Source organism: Streptomyces clavuligerus, from assembly GCF_005519465.1.
Lineage (GTDB): Bacteria > Actinomycetota > Actinomycetes > Streptomycetales > Streptomycetaceae > Streptomyces > Streptomyces clavuligerus.
Map to the genome: position 1 here is coordinate 3,574,831 of NZ_CP027858.1, position 16,723 is coordinate 3,591,553.

11 protein-coding genes are annotated in these 16,723 nt (G+C 74.1%); 6 read left to right on the forward strand and 5 right to left on the reverse strand.

Features of this window, described 5'->3' with window-relative positions:
- The first annotated feature begins 600 nt into the window (after nt 1-600).
- Both CRV15_RS15020 and CRV15_RS15025 read left to right on the forward strand, forming a co-directional pair.
- Complete coding sequence (locus tag CRV15_RS15020; protein WP_106432024.1) at nt 601-1,464, forward strand: ABC transporter permease; 864 nt, start codon at nt 601-603, stop codon at nt 1,462-1,464.
- A complete protein-coding gene (locus CRV15_RS15025) occupies nt 1,461-2,972 on the forward strand; it encodes an ABC transporter ATP-binding protein (protein ID WP_003960988.1) in 1,512 nt (503 codons plus the stop codon). The genes CRV15_RS15020 and CRV15_RS15025 overlap by 4 nt, the downstream gene beginning before the upstream one ends.
- A gap of 56 nt (nt 2,973-3,028) precedes the next feature.
- Here the strand turns inward: CRV15_RS15025 and CRV15_RS15030 are convergent, their stop codons facing one another.
- From CRV15_RS15030 to CRV15_RS15040, 3 genes are all read right to left on the reverse strand, one after another.
- Entirely contained in the window at nt 3,029-3,889 is an 861-nt protein-coding gene (locus tag CRV15_RS15030; RefSeq protein ID WP_003955056.1) for an SDR family oxidoreductase, read from the reverse strand.
- Nucleotides 3,890-4,014: 125 nt separating this feature from the next.
- On the reverse strand, nt 4,015-4,773 hold the full coding sequence (locus CRV15_RS15035) for a response regulator (protein ID WP_003960987.1): 759 nt from the start codon (nt 4,771-4,773) through the stop codon (nt 4,015-4,017).
- A 64-nt stretch (nt 4,774-4,837) separates the two neighbouring features.
- The gene (locus CRV15_RS15040) at nt 4,838-6,184 is read right to left on the reverse strand and encodes a sensor histidine kinase (RefSeq protein WP_003960986.1); all 1,347 of its coding nucleotides are present in this window, start codon (nt 6,182-6,184) and stop codon (nt 4,838-4,840) included.
- Between the two features lie 298 nt (nt 6,185-6,482).
- On the opposite strand from CRV15_RS15040, the gene CRV15_RS15045 reads away from it, so the two are divergent.
- Complete coding sequence (locus CRV15_RS15045) at nt 6,483-8,699, forward strand: MMPL family transporter (protein WP_003955058.1); 2,217 nt, start codon at nt 6,483-6,485, stop codon at nt 8,697-8,699.
- A 73-nt stretch (nt 8,700-8,772) separates the two neighbouring features.
- On the opposite strand, the gene CRV15_RS15050 is transcribed toward CRV15_RS15045, so the two are convergent.
- Complete coding sequence (locus CRV15_RS15050) at nt 8,773-11,328, reverse strand: FlgD immunoglobulin-like domain containing protein (RefSeq protein WP_003960985.1); 2,556 nt, start codon at nt 11,326-11,328, stop codon at nt 8,773-8,775.
- A gap of 238 nt (nt 11,329-11,566) precedes the next feature.
- Here CRV15_RS15050 and CRV15_RS15055 point away from each other — a divergent pair, with 238 nt between their 5' ends.
- The 3 genes from CRV15_RS15055 to CRV15_RS15065 all read left to right on the forward strand — a co-directional run bounded on the left by CRV15_RS15055 (nt 11,567) and on the right by CRV15_RS15065 (nt 15,278).
- On the forward strand, nt 11,567-11,986 hold the full coding sequence (locus CRV15_RS15055) for a hypothetical protein (protein WP_009996692.1): 420 nt from the start codon (nt 11,567-11,569) through the stop codon (nt 11,984-11,986).
- Between the two features lie 222 nt (nt 11,987-12,208).
- Complete coding sequence (locus CRV15_RS15060) at nt 12,209-12,685, forward strand: excalibur calcium-binding domain-containing protein (protein WP_003955062.1); 477 nt, start codon at nt 12,209-12,211, stop codon at nt 12,683-12,685.
- Nucleotides 12,686-12,863: 178 nt separating this feature from the next.
- Nucleotides 12,864-15,278, forward strand: a complete 2,415-nt coding sequence (locus CRV15_RS15065) for a PA14 domain-containing protein (protein WP_003955063.1) — start codon at nt 12,864-12,866, stop codon at nt 15,276-15,278.
- 493 nt (nt 15,279-15,771) lie between these two features.
- On the opposite strand, the gene CRV15_RS15070 is transcribed toward CRV15_RS15065, so the two are convergent.
- A complete protein-coding gene (locus CRV15_RS15070; RefSeq protein WP_003955064.1) occupies nt 15,772-16,722 on the reverse strand; it encodes an NAD-dependent epimerase/dehydratase family protein in 951 nt (316 codons plus the stop codon).
- Nucleotide 16,723 lies beyond the last annotated feature (1 nt).

Genomic DNA, 16,723 nt, shown 5'->3' on the forward strand with positions numbered 1-16,723 from the left:
TCGTCCGGTACGGCCACCGGCGCGGCCGCCGCGGGTGCCGCCGGGCCGGGTGGGCCGGAGCGTCCGGCCGAGGACCCTGTGGCCGTCGTGGCCGGTGGGGAGCGGTCGGGGGGCGGTGCCGCCCCGGCCACGGGTGCGGCCGCCGTGGATTCCGACGTTCGGACGGACGGCCGGGGGACAGGGGCGCGGCCCGCACCGGACACGATCGGGGAGCGGTCGGCGGACGGCGTTCCGGGCGCGGGCCCCGTTCCACCGTCCGGCGCGGCCGCGGGTACGGCCGCCGCGGGTGCCGTCGTACGGGCGGGAGCCGTGGGGGCGGGTGGGCCGGAGCGCTCGGCGGAAGAGCCGGGGGCTGTCGCGGCCGGGGGCAGGAGGCCCGGGGACGGTACCGCCTCGGCCACGGGTACGGCCGCCGCGCGTTCCGGCGGGCGGCCGGGTGGGCCGGGGCGTACGGTCGCCGTGGTCACCGCCGGGGAGGGCACGGAGCCGCCCCGGTCCCGGTCCGGTACGGCCGCCGTGGATTCCGTCGCGGGGGCGGCAGACCACGGCGCGGGGCCGTCCCGCGCGTCCCGCGCGGGCACCGCCGCACCGGCCCCGGCCGTGCCGCCGGAGCGGAACGCCGGGGCCGCCCCGCACGGGAGCGGCGGCGGCAGGCGGCGGCGCGGCGGGGCCGTGCTGCGGGTGGTGCCCGCGCTCGTGCTGGTCGCGCTGGCCGTCGCGGGACCGTGGCTCGCGCCGCACGCCATCGACGCGCCCGTCACCGTCCCCTACGCCGAGCCCGGCGACGACGCCCCCCTCGGCGGCGACCAGCTCGGCCGGGACGTGCTCAGCAGACTCCTCGCGGGCGGCCGGGAACTCATCGGCACCTCACTCCTCGTCGCCGTCCTCGTCACCGGCGTCTCCGCCGCCCTCGGTGCCGTCGCCGCCCTCCGCCCCGCCGTCGGCCGGTTCGTCGAACGCGCCGCGGATGTCCTGATGCTGCTCCCCGCCGTCCTCGGCATCCTGCTCATCGCCCTGTCCTGGCCCGACGGCGGCCGTCTCGCGGTGATCACCGCCGCCGTGGTGATGGGCGTGCCCTACGCCGTCCGCCTCGTCACCGGCGCCGCCGCCCCCATCGCCGCGTCCGGCTATGTCGAGGCCGCGACCGTCGGCGGCGAACGCCTCCTCCACCTCGTGGTGCGCGAGGTGCTGCCCAACCTCCGCGCCACCCTCCTCGCCCTCTTCGGACTCCGTTTCGTCGCCGCCGTCTACATCGTCGCCACGGCGGGATTCCTCCAGGTCGGACCGCAACCCCCCGCCGCCGACTGGGCGCTGATGATCCGGGAGAACGCCGCCGGGATCGTCCTCAACCCCTGGGCCGTCCTGGCCCCCAGCATCGCCATCGGCCTGCTGGCCATGAGCGTCAACCTGGCCGCCTCCGCCCTGGTGCCGAGAAGCGGCCGGAAAGCGGTGAGCGCGCTGTGAACCACACCCCGCAGTGGTACCCGGAGGGCCGGGTCCCCGCGAACGAGGTGACCGTGCGGGTCACCGGACTGACCATCGCCACCGCCGACGGGCGCGCCCTCCTCGACGGCGCCGGCCTGCGGCTCGCCCCGGGCCGTGTCACCGCGCTCACCGGGGTCTCCGGCAGCGGCAAGACCACCCTGCTGCGGGCCGTCGCCGGGGCCCTGCCGCCGGGGGCGTACCGCACCGCCGGCCGGGTGGAGATCCTGGGCCGGGACGTCCTGGATCTGGACGCGGCCGAACTGCGGGCCCTGCGCAGGCACCGGCTCGCCTATGTCGGGCAGGACCCCGGCACCGGGCTCAACCCCCGGATGAAGGTCCGCCACCTCCTCGCCGAAGTCGCCGTGGACCGCTCGGCCGCGGCGCTCGGCGCCCTGCTGGAGGAGGTCCGCCTCCCCGGCGACCGCGCCTTCCTGGCGCGCCGCCCCGGCGAGTTGTCCGGGGGCCAGCAGCGGCGGGTGGCGCTCGCCCGCGCCCTGGCCCGGCGCCCCTCCGTGCTGCTGCTGGACGAGCCGACCGCGGGCCTCGACCCGGCCCTGCGGGACGAGATCGCGGAGCTGCTGCGGCATCTCGCCCTCAGCCACCGGCTGGCCGTCGCGCTCTCCTGCCACGACGGCGACCTCGTCTCCCGGCTCGCGGACGAGGTCGTGCACCTGGGCCCGGAGCTGCCCGCGACGGCCGCCGCCCCGGTGACCGCCCCGGCGGCGGGCGGTGCGCACCCGGGGATGGACCACCCCCGGGGGGCCGCCGCACCCGTTCTCGCCGTGTCCGGCCTGCACGCCGCCTTCAGCCGCCGGGGCACCTCCGTCCCCGTCCTCCACGACATCGCTCTGACGCTCGCCCCCGGCGCCGCGATCGGCGTCGCCGGACCCTCCGGTTCCGGCAAGACGACCCTGCTGCGCGCGATCGCCGGGCTGCACCGCCCCACGGCGGGGACGGTGACCCTGGACGGCGTCCCGCTCGCCCCCGGGGTCCGGGGCCGCACCCGGGAGCAGCGCCGCCGCCTCCAGTTCGTTCCGCAGGACCCGCTCGGGACGCTCAACCCCAGCCGTACGCTGGGCGCCGCGCTCGGCCGTCCGCTGCGGCTGCACCGCCGCACCCCGGGCCGGGCGGAGTCGGCGGCGCGGATACGGGAACTCCTCGACGGCGTCGGGCTCCCCGCCTCCTACGCCGACCGCTACCCGTCCGAACTCTCCGGCGGCCAGCGGCAGCGCGCCTCCATCGCCCGCGCGCTCGCCGCCGACCCGGATGTCCTCCTCTGCGACGAGGTGACCTCCGCGCTCGACGCCGCGACCGCCGAAGCGATCATGGACCTGCTGGAGTCGCTGCGGGCCGAACGGGGCCTGTCCCTCGTCCACATCAGCCACGATCTGCCGCTGCTCGCGGCCCGTACGGACACCGTGCTCGTCCTCGCCGACGGCCGGGCCGTCCGCACGGGCCCGGTGGCGGAGCTGTTCGCCCCGGTGTGACGGTGGTGACAGTGGTGCGACGGCGGTGACAGTGGTGCGACGGCGGTGTGCGCCACTCAGCCGGGCGGTACGCGCAGCGCCTGGGAGCGGAAGGCGTCCGCGTGCTCCCGCGCCCACTGCGCGAAGCTCCGCGCCGGGGCGCCGGTGATCTCCGGGACGGTGTCGCGCACCGCGAGCAGTTCGTCGTTGACGTCGCCGCCCGTGAGGTCGAGGACGGCGTCGGCGGTCTCCTCCCCGAGGAACGCGGCGAGCCCCCGCCGCGCCTCCTGCCGCCCGATCCCCGCGAACGGCACCTCCCGCCCCAGCGCGCGGGCGAGGGCGGCGACCTGCTCCCGGGGCGTGACCCGTTCACCCCCGGTGAGTTCGTACGTCCGCCCGTGGTGCCCGTGCTCCGTCAGCGCGGCCCGGGCCACCGAGGCGATGTCGGCGGGGTGGATCACGGGGAGCCCGATGTCCGGATACGGCACCCGGACGGTGTCGTGCGCGCGGATCGTCTCCGCCCACCACAGTGCGTTCGACGCGAACTGCGTGGGCCGCAGCACCGTCCACGCCATCCCGCTCTCCCGCAGCAGCCTCTCGTTCGCGCGGTGCTGCCGGGCGGGCCCGAGCCGGGGATGGGTCAGCACGGTGATGGACGACACCAGCACCACATGCTCCACCCCCGCGCGCCGGGCGGCCCGCAGGATCTCGTCGTCCGGCCCCATCAGGGAGAGCAGGAACAGCGCCCGCGCCCCCTTCAGCGCGGTCTCCACGGAGGAGGGTTCGGCCAGATTCCCCGCGACGGCCTCCACCCCCTCGGGGAAGGCCGCCCGCCCGGGGTCGCGGGTGAGCGCCCGTACCGGCTCCCGCCCCGCGGCATGAAGCTCCCGCACGAGCGGCGCACCGATGTTCCCCGTCGCTCCGGTCACCAGGATCACCGCTCTGCCCTCCGCTGCACCGTCCGTACCCCCTGTACCGTCCGTACCCCTGGACGCTCGATTCTCCGCCGACGCTAGGACCTCAACCCGAGGTGAGGTCAAGGAGCCGGTGAGGAAGCGGTACCTCAGGACCTGGCGTCCGTCCGGGGGCTGACCAGGCCCGACTCATACGCGGAGATGACCGCCTGGGCCCGGTCGCGCAGCCCCAGCTTGGCGAAGACGCTGGTGATGTGGTTCTTGACGGTCTGCACACCGATCCCCAGCTCCTCCGCGATCCCGGTGTTGTCGAGGCCCGTGGCGATCAGCCGCAGCACCTCGGTCTCCCGGGGAGTGAGCCCGTCGAGCCGTACCTCCTCCGTGGTCCGCTGCGGGGCGACGAACGTCCCGATCAGCCGGGTCAGCAACCGGGGCGCCACGACCGCGTCCCCGGCGCTCACGGTGCGCAGCGCCGCCGTCAGCTCCTCCGGCGACACGTCCTTCGGCAGGAACCCCGAGGCTCCCGCCCGCAGCGCGCGGACGACGTGCTCGTCCATGTCGAAGGTGCTCAGTGCCAGCACCCGGCAGCCGGGCAGCTCGGCGGTGAGCCGTTCCGTCGCCGCGACACCGTCCAGGACGGGCATCCTGATGTCCATCAGGACCACGTCGGGGCGGAGCCGGTGGGCGGCGGCCACGGCCTGTTCCCCGTCGTCGACCTCGCCGACGACCCGGAACTCCGGCGCGGCCCGCACGATCAGCCCGATACCCTGCCGCACCAGCGGCTGGTCGTCGGCGATGAGTACGGTGACGGGCCCGGTCCGTGTCCCGCGCGGGCTCGCCGCGTCCTCGTGGGCCCGGTCGGCCGGTGTCCGGTCGGCCGGTGTCCCCGTCGGTGTCATCGAGGCCATCTCTCCCCCTCGCTGCTGTCGCTGTCGTCGTTGCCGTTGCCGTTGTTGTCGCTGTCCGGTGCCGTCACCACGGGGTTCCCCACGGCGGGATTCCCCAGCTCCGCGCGGGCGGGGTCCCGGCCTCGCGGAGGCCGGACTCCGGGAGCGGCCCCACCGGGCCGCCGGGCGCCGGGTCCTCGCCGGGCGGGGGCAGCGGCAGCCGCGCCGCCACCCGGAAGCCGCCCTCCGCGCGACGGCCCGCCGTCAGCGACCCCCCGTGCACGGCGACCCGTTCACGCATACCCAGCAAACCGTACCCGCCGCTGATCAACCCGGCCGGATCGCCGACGGGACCTGACGTGCCCCTGTCCGCCGTGGTGCCGTCGTCGGTGATCTCGACGAGGACGAGATCGGGCCGGTAGTCGATCCGCACCGTCGCCCGGGCCCCCGCCCCGGCGTGCTTGCGGGTGTTCGTCAGGGCCTCCTGGACGATCCGGTGGAGCGTCGGCCCGAGGGTCGAGGGCAACGGCGGCCGGACGCCACTGACCTGGAGATCGACCGGCAGTCCGGACGCGGCCGACTCCGCCACGAGCCGGTCGATGCCGTCCGCGCCGGGCACCCCGTCCGCCTCCGTTCCGTCGTCGGGTCCGTCGTCGCCGCGCAGCACCCCGAGGAGCTGCCGCATCTCCCGCAGCGCGGTACGGGCGGAGCCCTCCAGGGTCAGCAGCGCCTCCGTGCTCGCGTCCGGGTCCCGGGTCAGGACGGAGCGGGCCCCTCCGGACATCAGATACATCGTGGTGATGTGGTGGGCCACGACATCGTGCAGCTCACGGGCGATCCGGCGGCGTTCCTCGGAGACGGCCCGCTCGGCGAGGAGCTGCCGGTTCACCGCGACCTGGGCGCGGTAGCGCCGCGTCAGCAGGCCCGCGACGACCGCCAGGACGACCGTCACCGTGTCCGCGAGAAGGAGCAACTCCTGCGGGATGGTGGGCGCCCCCACCCCGCGGAGGGTCTCCTGGAGGAGGACGGCCGCCGCGCACAGGGCGGCGGTCCGGCGGCTGTGGACCAGGGCGATGTGGTACAGCGCCACGACGAGGGCGAGCGGGTAGCTCTGCGGCAGGTCGGTGAGGAGGGAGTAGCAGACGAGGAGGGCCATGACGGCCGCGAGTGCCGGCACCGGATGGCGGTGCCGGGCGAGGAGCGGCACCGGCACCAGCGCGAGCAGCGGTATGGCGACCGGGGAGACGTCCATGCCGGCCTGCCGGACGTTCCCCGCGAAGTCGATCAGCATGATGGCCGACCCGCAGCCGACGAGCAGCAGATCGTTGCGGGCGAGGGAGATGAGCGGCGGTCCGGGCGACGGCCGTCGACTCCCGTGAGCGGTGGGCGCGGACGCACCGGGGACGGGACCGACGGGTTGATCGGGACCCAACGGGGCCTCTCCTTCTGTGGTGTGCGGGTGTGCGGGTGGGCACGGGGGACAGTACGGCGCGCCGCCCGGCCGCGGGCGGACGGATGGGTGCCGGGGGCGGCCGGGAAGAATCGTTTCGCCCCTCTCCCCCCGGTGGTCCGGGAGTACCGCTCCCCAGGACTCCGGTCCTGCTTCCCAGGATGATCCGTACCCCGGTCCCGGTTCCCGACCCCTCCCGGCGGGCGATGTCCGGGCGGTCGCGGGGTGATGCCCTGGAAGGAGTCCCTTTGCCCCGCTCGATCCCGGGAGAGAACCTTCCATGGTCCGCAGTCTCACCGCGCTCGCCACCCGGCGACGATGGGTGACGATCGTCGTCTGGACGCTGCTCGGCGTCGCGCTGACCGTCGTCGGCCAGTCGATGATGTTCAGTGTCACCGAGTCGCAGACGGGCGACTTCCTGCCCAAGAGCTATGACTCCGCCGCCGCGCTGGACATCGCCGAGTCGGAGTTCGACGCGAAGCCCGACGGCAATACGGCGACCCTGCTGGTGGCCAGGGCCGACGGGAAGAAGCTCACCCCCGCGGACCGGAAGGCGATCGACGCCACCGCGGACGGGCTGACCTCCCGCCGTGTCGCGGCCCCCACGCCCGAGCCCCTGATGAAGGACCACTCCCAGAAGCCGGAGGTGACGCCGGGCGCACTCGCCCCCGACGGCTCCTTCCAACTGCTGAGCGTGTCCGTCACCGGGAATGTGCACGACCCCGGACTCCAGGACGTCTACCGCGAGGTGCGGGACACGGCGAAGGAGGAGTTCCGCGAGCACGGACTGCGGGCCGGGTTCACCGGCGGCATCGCCGCGACGGTGGACACCCGCGACGCCGGGGAGACCCGGCAGAAGATCGTCGGCGCGCTGACGATGGGCCTGATCGTCGTCCTCAACGTCGTCGTCTTCCGCAGTGTCCTCGCGGCCCTGCTGCCGCTGCTCGCGGTGACGATCCTCAACGGGGCCGCCACCGGCGCCGTGGCGGGCACGGCGAAGCTGCTCGGCATCACGCTCGACCCGTCCACCCCCGCGCTGATCCATGTGGTCCTGCTGGGCATCGGTATCGACTACTTCCTCTTCCTGCTCTTCCGCTTCCGCGAACAGCTCCGCGCCCACCCCGGACAGGACGCCGCCACCGCCGCCGCGCTCGCCTCCGGACGCGTCGGCGGCGCCATCGCCTGCGCGGGGCTCACGATCGTCGCCGCCTTCGCGACCCTGGGCGTCGCCAGCTTCGGACAGCTCAAGATCCTCGGCCCGGCGATCGCGGTCTCGGTGCTCGTGATGCTGCTCGGCAGCCTCACCCTGATGCCCGCGCTGCTCGCCGTCACCGGGCGCGCCATGTTCTGGCCCGCCCGGGCCTGGAAGCAGGAGCGCCCCGGCGGGCTCGCCGCCCGCCTCGGCCTGTTCGTCACCACCCGCCCCGTGCTCTCCGTCGTCGGCAGCCTCGCCCTGCTGGGCGCGCTCGCCGCGGGCGCGGTCGGGGTGAAGATGACCTACGACCCGAGCGGGCAGCCCCGTACCGAGTCGGTGAAGGTCGCCGAGGAGATCGCCCGCACCCTGCCCGCGGGCGCGATCGACCAGCACACCGTGTACGTACGCGGGGACGACGGCCGCAAACTCGCCGGGGACCGGCTCTCCGGGCTGGTCACGGCGCTCGCCGCGACGGAGGGCGTGGGGCAGGTGTCCCGTCCCGTCCTCAACGCGTCGGGCACCGCGGCGCGGATACCCGTGGCCCTCACCGTGAGATCCGATACGCAGCAGGCCCGCGACCTGATCTCCGGGCCGGTGCGCTCCACGATCGGGAAGAACACCCCGGAGGGCACCGAGGCCCACATCACCGGGACGGCCGCCGTCTTCGCGGATGTCTCCGTCGCGGTCGAGAAGGATCTGCGGCGGGTCTTCCCGATCGCGGCGGGGCTGATCGCGCTGATCCTGCTGATCCTGCTGCGGTCCCTCGTCGCCCCGCTGATCCTGCTGGTCTCCGTGGGGCTCTGCTTCGCCGCGACGCTGGGGGCGGCCGTCCTCCTCTTCCAGCACGGCCTGGACCGGCCGGGGGTGATGTTCACCCTGCCGCTGGTGCTGTTCCTCTTCGTCGTCGCCCTCGGCACCGACTACAACATCCTGATCAGCGACCGGATCAAGGAGGAGATGGAACGGCCGGTCCCCGCCTGGCACGCCGTCGCCCACGCGATCCGCCACACGGCCCCCGCCATCACCACGGCGGGCCTGGTCCTCGCGGGCTCCTTCGCGAGCCTCGCGGCCGACCCCGCCAACCAGGAACTGGGCTTCGCGACGGCCCTGGGGATCGTGCTCGCCGCCCTGGTCCTCTCCCTCGTCCTGGTCCCGGCCATGGCGGTGCTGACCGGCCGCGCCTTCTGGTGGCCCCGCCGCCCGGCCCCCACCCCGCCGCCCCCGGAATCCCCCGTCCTCGTCCCCACCGGACCGAGGTCCCACCGCCGCGTCCACCCGGCGGACCCGTTCGCCGACCGCTGACCGGCCCACAGGGAAGGCCCCGGACCACTGAGGTCCGGGGCCTTCGGGCCGTCGGGCCGTCGGGCGGGGCCTGCTACTTGCGCGCCGCCGGTGCCGGTACCTCCGGCAGCTCGGCGGCGCCGGTGAGGGTCAGGTCCGGGCCCTGGCCGTCGGCGGGGCGGGCGGTGAGGGACCAGGCGTAGGGGCCGGGGGCGGCCGGGGCGCCCGCGGTGTCCCTGCCGTCCCAGGCCGCGGTCAGGAGGCCGCGGGCCTCCGTGCCGGACACGGTGCGGACGACGGCGCCGGTCCCCTGGTGGCGGAGGGTGAGTTCCCAGTCCGCTGCGGGCTTCGACAGCCACCACGAGCCGGACCAGCTCCCGGGCCCGGAGACGGCCGAGGAGTCGATCGCGCTCAGCGCGGAGGCCGTCGTCCCGGAGCCGGCGACATGGACGCGCTGCTGGTCGTCGGCGTAGGCGACCCCGCCGCCGAAGCGGTCGACGGTCCAGCTCACCCCGGCCCTGCCGTCCTGGCCGAGCGCGGCGGCACCGGCCACCGTACGGACGGGCAGGTCGGCGGAGGAACCGCTCGCGGGCAGACCGCCGCTCAGGTCGAGCAGCCTGAGGCCGCCGTCGGCCCCGCCGGCCCCGCCGTCCTCGACGTGGTGGACGAGATAGCCGTCACCGAGCAGGACGTTCCCCGCCGGGGCGGTGACGGTGCGCCGGGTGGTCCGGTCGTAGACACCCGAGTCCGCCGCGTTCCAGCGGTCCCCGCAGTCCCAGTACACCCAGCGGCCCACGGCCTGGAGGGTGGCCGGGGTGCAGCCGTCGCGGGTGGTGAAGCTCTCCACGGCGGGGCCCGTGCCACCGGCGGAGCCGGAACGGACCCGCGTGGCCGAGACCGTACCGCCGTTCCTCGCCCCGCTCCACAGGGTGTCGCCCCACACCGCTGCCGCGACCTTGTCGCGCGTCGTCAGGACGGTGCCCGTGCCGCTCGCGGGGAACTCGACGACGTACTGCTTGCCGCCGGACGCCTCGTCGACGATCCCGTACCGCCCGGAGAGGTCCGTGAGCCGCGGTGAGCTGCCGTGCGTCTCGACGAGCGGACCCCAGTCGGGGCTGCCGTTGTCCCGGAGCACGGTCCAGCCCCACTCGGTGGGTTCGGCGCGGCCGTGCCGCCCCGTGCCGTCCGCGAACATCCGGACGCAGCGGACGGTGCCGCTGGAGCAGTCGCCGTCCCTCCCGTTGATCCGGCCGTCCACCGTGGTCCGCCGAACGGTCGGCGCGCCGCCCGCCGCCGGGGCGCTCAGCCAGGCGCTGCGGTAGGTGCCGATGATGGTGGACGGCTCGTACTGGGTGCTGTTGTCGGCGGTGGTGAGGACGCCGCTGCCGAGGGAGAGGCCGTGGATCTGCGCGGGCACCGGCCGGACGTCGGTCAGCCGGGTGCGCGTGAGCGCCCCGTCGGCCTTCTGGTGCACCCGGTACACGCCCCAGTCGAGGTCGCCCTCGTAGACGTGTTCCTCGGCGCTCGCGCCCGCCACCAGCACGGAACCGTCCGGCGCCGCCACGATCTGGTGGGCGGTGTGCCGCCCGACCGGCCGCATGGGCGCGTTCTCGACGTCGTACCGCTGCGCCCAGAGCGGCTGGCCGCGGTAGGCGTTGTTGCCCGGCTGCGTCGGTTCGACGGCCAGCAGCGAGGAACCGGCGAAGCCGTAGGCGGCCTGGTAACTGAAGCTGCTGATGCTGACCGAACGGGGCTGCGCGGCCAGGTCCGCGCGGTCGTACACCTCCGCCTGCCCGCGTCCGTCGCGCACCCGCAGCACCGCGTCCCTGCCGAGCCGGAAGGCCGAGACCTCCCAGCCGTTGTCCGGGCCGAGCCGGTCGGGCAGCTCGCGGAGCGCGCCGGTGGCCAGATCGACGATGCCCCAGTGCGGCCAGGGGTCCGAGGCGTCGGCGGTCCTGTACCGGAGGACGACGGACCGCTCGTCGCCGTCCTCGACGGCGACATCCCGCGCGTCCGCCGGGAGCCCGGTCACCGGCGCCTCGACGGCGGTCCCGTTCCGCACCTGCCACCGGTGGTACGCCACGGGAGCGCCGCCGCTGCCGCCGCTGCGGGTGAGGACCGTACCGCCGAACGTGCCCTGGTAGGCGTGGTCCGCGGGCAGCGGCACCTCCACCGGGTCGCCCGCCGTGCCCGCGCCCTGGATCAGGGTGACGCGCGGCGACGGTTCGGCGGAGTGGAGCGCGACGGTGTCGGAGCCGTCCCCGTACCAGCCGGGCTCGAACGAGGCCGCCGTGCCGAAGTGGCCGGTGTCGATGTCGTACGTGAGCGGCGCGGGCAGCCGCTGCCGCAGGGCGGTGGTGCCGCCGGTGTACGCCGTCCACAGGAGCCGGTCGTCGCCCTCCTGCGCCCACAGGAACCCGGTGGTCCCCGCGTTGAGGATCTGTGTGGCGCGGGCCACGGCCCGCTGGGCGGCGGGCACCACCAGCTCGTCCGCCGCCGCGCGCGCCGTGGCCGTGGACACGGCGGGCGCGGCGGCGGCCGGTGCCTGGGCCAGCGGGGCGCTCAGCGCGAGCGCGGCCGTCAGGACGACAGCGGTACGCAGGGGTGCGGTGGGGACGGGTCTGTGACGGGGCCGTGCGGGTGAGGTCATCGTTCCTCCGGAGGACGGGAAGTGGGCATGGCGGGACGGACGACAGCGGCCCGGCACTCCCTGCGGCCCCGCCCGCCCGTCCCCCGCATGTGCGTGCCTCGTGAAGGTAAAGCCGGGAACATGACAACCTCTTGCCATGCCGTCCGGGTGCCGCACCCCGCGCTCCGCCCCGGCACTCAGACGGGCATGAGTATCCGTGCGGTGGTGGACCGGGCGGCGGCGGCAGGATGCTGGGGCCATGCGACAACGGCTGCCGAAACTCCTGTCCCCGTCCCTGGTCACCCTTGTGCTGGCCCTGGCGACGTCCGCGCTGTGGGCCGCCTGGCTCGGCTGGGACCAGCAGCGTGATGTGCACCCCGACGGCTCGACGACCGGCCCGTACCAGCCGTGGCAGGTCATCGGCCTGGTCCTGACCCTGCTGCCGCTCGTGTACGCGGGGGTGTCCCGGCGCCATCTCACGGCCACCGTGCTCGGCATCCCGTTCGGCCTGGCCGCCGCAGCCTTCCACGACTGGTCGGACGACGGCAGCGGCCTCTTCGCGATCGGTGTCCTGATGGTGCTGGTGGGGAGTCTTGTCGCCACCGGCGCCGCGGCAGCCGCCCTCTGGGCCCTGACTGCCTCCGGTACGGGCAGGCCCGCGGCGCCCGCCGCCGAGTAGACCGGGCGCGTGACCGTCCTCGCGGACCGGGCGCTTGGACCGGGCGCCTGGACCGTCCGCCTGGACCGTCCGCGTCGTACGATCGGCGAAACCACGGGCCGTCACCCCGGATTTCGTATGTCGTAGGAAAATCCTCCTCCGCCCACCCGATCCTTCACTCCACCGCTACAGTTTCCCCTCGCCGTATCCGCATGAGGGGGAATCTTGAGCACTCCGTATCCGATGGCGCCGCCACCCGAGTTCCAGCCCGCGCCGCCGCAGCGACCGCTGTGGAAGATGAAACGTCTCTACGCCGGGGGCGCGCTGGTCATGCTGCTCGGCTTCGGCTGCGGGGCCACCGCATCGGGTGACGACGCCACCTCCGCCTCCGCGAAGTCCCGCCCCGGCCCCACCACCACCGTGCGGGCGACCGTCACCGCCACGGCGACCGCCCCGGCGGCCCCCGCGCCCAGGACGACGATCACCGAACCGGGCCCGACGGTGACCGTCACCGCGACGAAGACCGCCAAGCCCCGGGCGTACAGCGGCGGCACCACCACCGACACCGGCGACACGGCCACCGACTCCGGTGCGAACGTCTACTACCGGAACTGCGCCGCGGCCCGCGCCGCGGGCGCCGCCCCCGTCCACCGCGGCGACCCGGGCTACGGCAGACACCTCGACCGCGACAACGACGGCACGGGCTGCGACTGGGGCTGACCCGGACGGTCCCGTGAGCGCTCCCGCTCGTCGGTGACACCCCCTGTGGGCCCTGGGTGAAAACCGGCCATGTTCCGTACAACCCAGCGGCCGTCTCGCCGGTCCTGTTCGGTGACGCACGATCCCATCAGCGGAATCTGCCGCTGTGCTGCGTCACCGAACAGGACTGAAGGACTTGATGACCCCAGCCAGACGCACCGCCGCCGTCACCGTGGTTCTGGCCACGGCGGCCGGAGCGCTCACCGCTGTCGCCGCACCCGCGTCCGCGGCCCCGGTGCGCTGCGAATCCCCCGTCTTCCAGCGGGAGATCTTCGCGAACACGACGTTCTCGGGCAAGCCCAAGAAGACGGACTGCGACCCCTCGATCAACGAGAACTGGCGCACCGGCGCACCCGCCTCCGGGGTGCCGTCCGACAACTTCGGCGTGCGCTGGACGGTGACCCGCGACTTCGGCTCCGGCGGCCCCTTCGCGTTCACGGCCGCCGCCCAGGACGGCATCCGCGTGTACGTGGACGGCGTCCGCCGGGTCGACCTCTGGAAGAACGTCTCCACCACCGTCAAGAAGACGGTCAACGTGACGATCCCCAGCGGCAGGCACACGCTCCGCGTCGACTTCGCCCACTGGACCGGCTCCGCGAACGTCGCGTACTCCTACGCGCCGCGCACCTCCGCCGCCGTCGACAAGGTCAAGCCGCTCACCCCGGCGGGCGCGGCCGTCTCCTACGACCGGGCCACCGGAGCGGCCAGGCTCGCCTGGACCAGGAACAAGGAGCTGGACCTCGCGCACTACCGGGTCTACCGGCGCCCGGCGGGCGCGCCGTTCCCCGGCAAGCCGCTCGCGACGACCACCGCCGCCTCGTACACCGACCGCACCCCGCCGAAGACCGGCGCGTCGTACTACTACGAGGTGCGGGCCGTCGACAAGGCGGGCAACGCCTCCGGCGGCACCGCCGACCAGCGCGTCGTCACCGTCGACCGGACGCCGCCCGCCACGCCGTCCGTCTACTGGGACGCGTGCCCGGAGGGCCGGCCCTACGCGGCGCCGCAGCTCGTCACCACCGTGCAGAACGCCGCCGACATCGCCTGGTACGAGATGCAGCGGCTCGACGCCGCCACCAACCGCTGGAGCACCGTCCACTCCGGTGCCAAGGGCGCGATCTGCGACACCGGATACCCCGCCGACGGCAGCAGGGTCACCTACCGGGGCCGGGCCCGCGACGCCGCCGGGAACTGGACGCCGTACTCGGCCCCGCTGACGTTCACCACCCCCGACCTGACCCCGCCGGGCGCCGTCGAGCAGCTCCGCGCCGAGTACCGGTCGGGCGTTCCGCACCTGGTGTGGTCGCCCGTCGCCGGGGCCGCCTCGTACCAGGTCCTCCAGTACGACCCGGCGACCGGCGACTACCGCGACGCCCGGCCCGGTGCGGCCACCGTCACCCGGACCGAGGTGGTGCCGCGCCAACTGGCCGCCGTCGCCGACAGCTACCGCTACGCGGTGCGCTCGGTGGACGCCAAGGGCAACGCCGCCGCGCCGGTCGGGATCACGCTGAAGCCCGCCGAGCGGACGGAGGCGATCGCCCCGTTCAAGACCACCGCGAGCCGGTTCGGCGAGGGCGTGATGGTCGAGTGGAGCAGCGTCGACCCATGGACCGTCGACGGAAGCCCCCTCCCCACGTACAAGATCGTCCGCACCGATACCGCGACCGGTGAGAGCACCACCGTGGACACGTGCAAGCCGTCCACCCCCTGGGACGAGCCGCTGGAGGCCCCGAAGACCTATGAGACCTGGGCGGACTCCAACGCCCCCTGGTCCGCCCGCAAGCAGGTCAACGGCGTCTGCTGGGAGGTCCAGGGCGCGTCGGAGACGACCTACGAGTACCGCGTCGTGGCGACGGACCGCCACGGCAAGGACTCACGGCCGGGCCCGGCCGCCCGCGCGACCACCCCGGACACGGTGCGCCCCGCCCCGGTGCGGGACCTGACCGCGGAACGCGTCCCGCTCGGCGTCCGGCTGACCTGGACGCCGCCCGAGGACGACGACGTCGCCGGCTACCACGTGTGGCAGGGCGTCACCGACCCGGACAGCGGCGAGACGGTCTGGAAGGAGAACTGCTGGACCGGCGCCTCCCTGACCAGGACCGAGATCCTCTGCCCGACCGTCCCCGACGGCGCCACCCACAGCTACAGGGTCGCCGCCACCGACGACCGCCTCCAGCACGGCGACACCCCCCTCGACGTGCTCCACCCCGCCGAGGTCTCCGTCGCCCTGCCCGACACCCGCCCGCCGGGCTGGACGGCCACCGACATCCGCGAGGGCCAGTACCCCAACCTGTACGTCGGCTGCTCGGAGAGCTCCGGCCTCGGCGACTGCTCCCGCTTCACGAGCTACCGGGTGGAACGCTGGGACCCCACCACGTCCACCTACACCACCCTGACCGAGGCCCCGACCGGCGGCTCCGCCTTCTACATGGACACCACGGTCCACGAGAACCGCCTCGCCCTCCACTACTACCGCGTCACCCTCCTGGACCCTTCGGGCACCGACCCCGCGACCCGCTCGACGGCGTACGGCATCTGGGACTCCTGGCTCTGACCCACCCAAGGGGGCCCGGCCAACCCTCCGGGCCCTCTCACCCACCTCCGACGACCACCGGCCCGCCCGGCACCGCATCCAGCGCGTGCCACCACCTGGACAACAACAAAGCCCCGGGCCACTGGCCCGGGGCTTTTCTCTGGAGCGGGTGACGAGAATCGAACTCGCGCTCTGAGCTTGGGAATCCCATGATCTGGATTCGGGTATCTCCAGGTCAGGCGCTAGATCGGTGCATGCGGCGTGCGGTTTGCTGAGGCACTCCATCACCCGTGTGGACCGCTGTGGACCGTTCCTACCAGTGCGGCGGTGGTGCAAGCAGGCGTCGCCGGCTGCTTCTGCCGACATGGGGGCTGCCGCGTTCGGAAGTCGGCTCCCACATGGCTCCCATGAGCTGTCAGCAGCACACTCCTGACGGGGACTCCGCGCGCAAATGACCGAAGGCCGGGTGACCGGCGCGATCGCCCGGCCTTCGGGTTTCACTCCATCGGTAGATTCAGTTCGGAGCCACACTCATGACCGAGGTACGAAACCAGTCCACTGTCGCGGAGACCCCGTCCTCCAGTGCTACCGGAGCCACTGTCGGGAAGAGCGCCCGCAGACGGCTGCTGTCTGCCTGGGAGTGCGCGACGTCGCCGGTGCGAGCGGGCATGTGCTCACGGTGGACGACGCGACCAGTCGCGGTCTCGACCTCTGGGATCAGGTCCAGCAGGGATACGCGGGTCCCGAAGGCCAGGTTCACAGGGCGGGGCTCGACGATTCGGTGGAGGAGGGCCTCAGTAAGGACACGGCAGACGGTGCCCACATAGGTGAAGTCGCGCGTCTGGGTGCCGTCGCCGTGCACGGTCACGGGCCGACCGTCGAGTGCGGCGCTGATCCACTTCGGGATCACCGCCGCGTAGGCGTGGTCGGCGCGCTGGCCAGGCCCGTAGACGTTGAAGAAGCGGAAGGGCAGCACCGGCAGATCGAGGCTGTGGTGATAGGCGCCCAGATATGCCTCCGTGGCGAGCTTGGTCACCGCGTACGGGCTCATCGGGGCCGTGGTGAGATCTTCGTGCTTCGGCAGGCGTGGGTTCGCGCCATAGACGGAGGACGAGGAGGCGGCGATCACCTGCAGACCCCCGGCACGGCGCGCGGCCTCCAGGACCTGGAGGGTTCCGGTCGCGTTGGCCTGGTGGCTGGCCAAGGGGTCTCGTATTGAACGCGGCACGGAGGGCAGTGCGGCCAGGTGGACGACGGCGTCCGCGCCACGGAACACCTGATCCAGGAGGTCGGCGTCCTGGATGTCGCCCTCGAAAAAGTCGATGCCGAGACCGGCGATGCTCGTCTTGGAGCCAGTGGACAGGTTGTCGATCACCTGGATTCGGGTGATCTTGGGCTGCTCGGTGAGGACCCGGGCGAGATTGCTGCCGATGAATCCGGCACCACCGGTGATCGCGATCTTCATG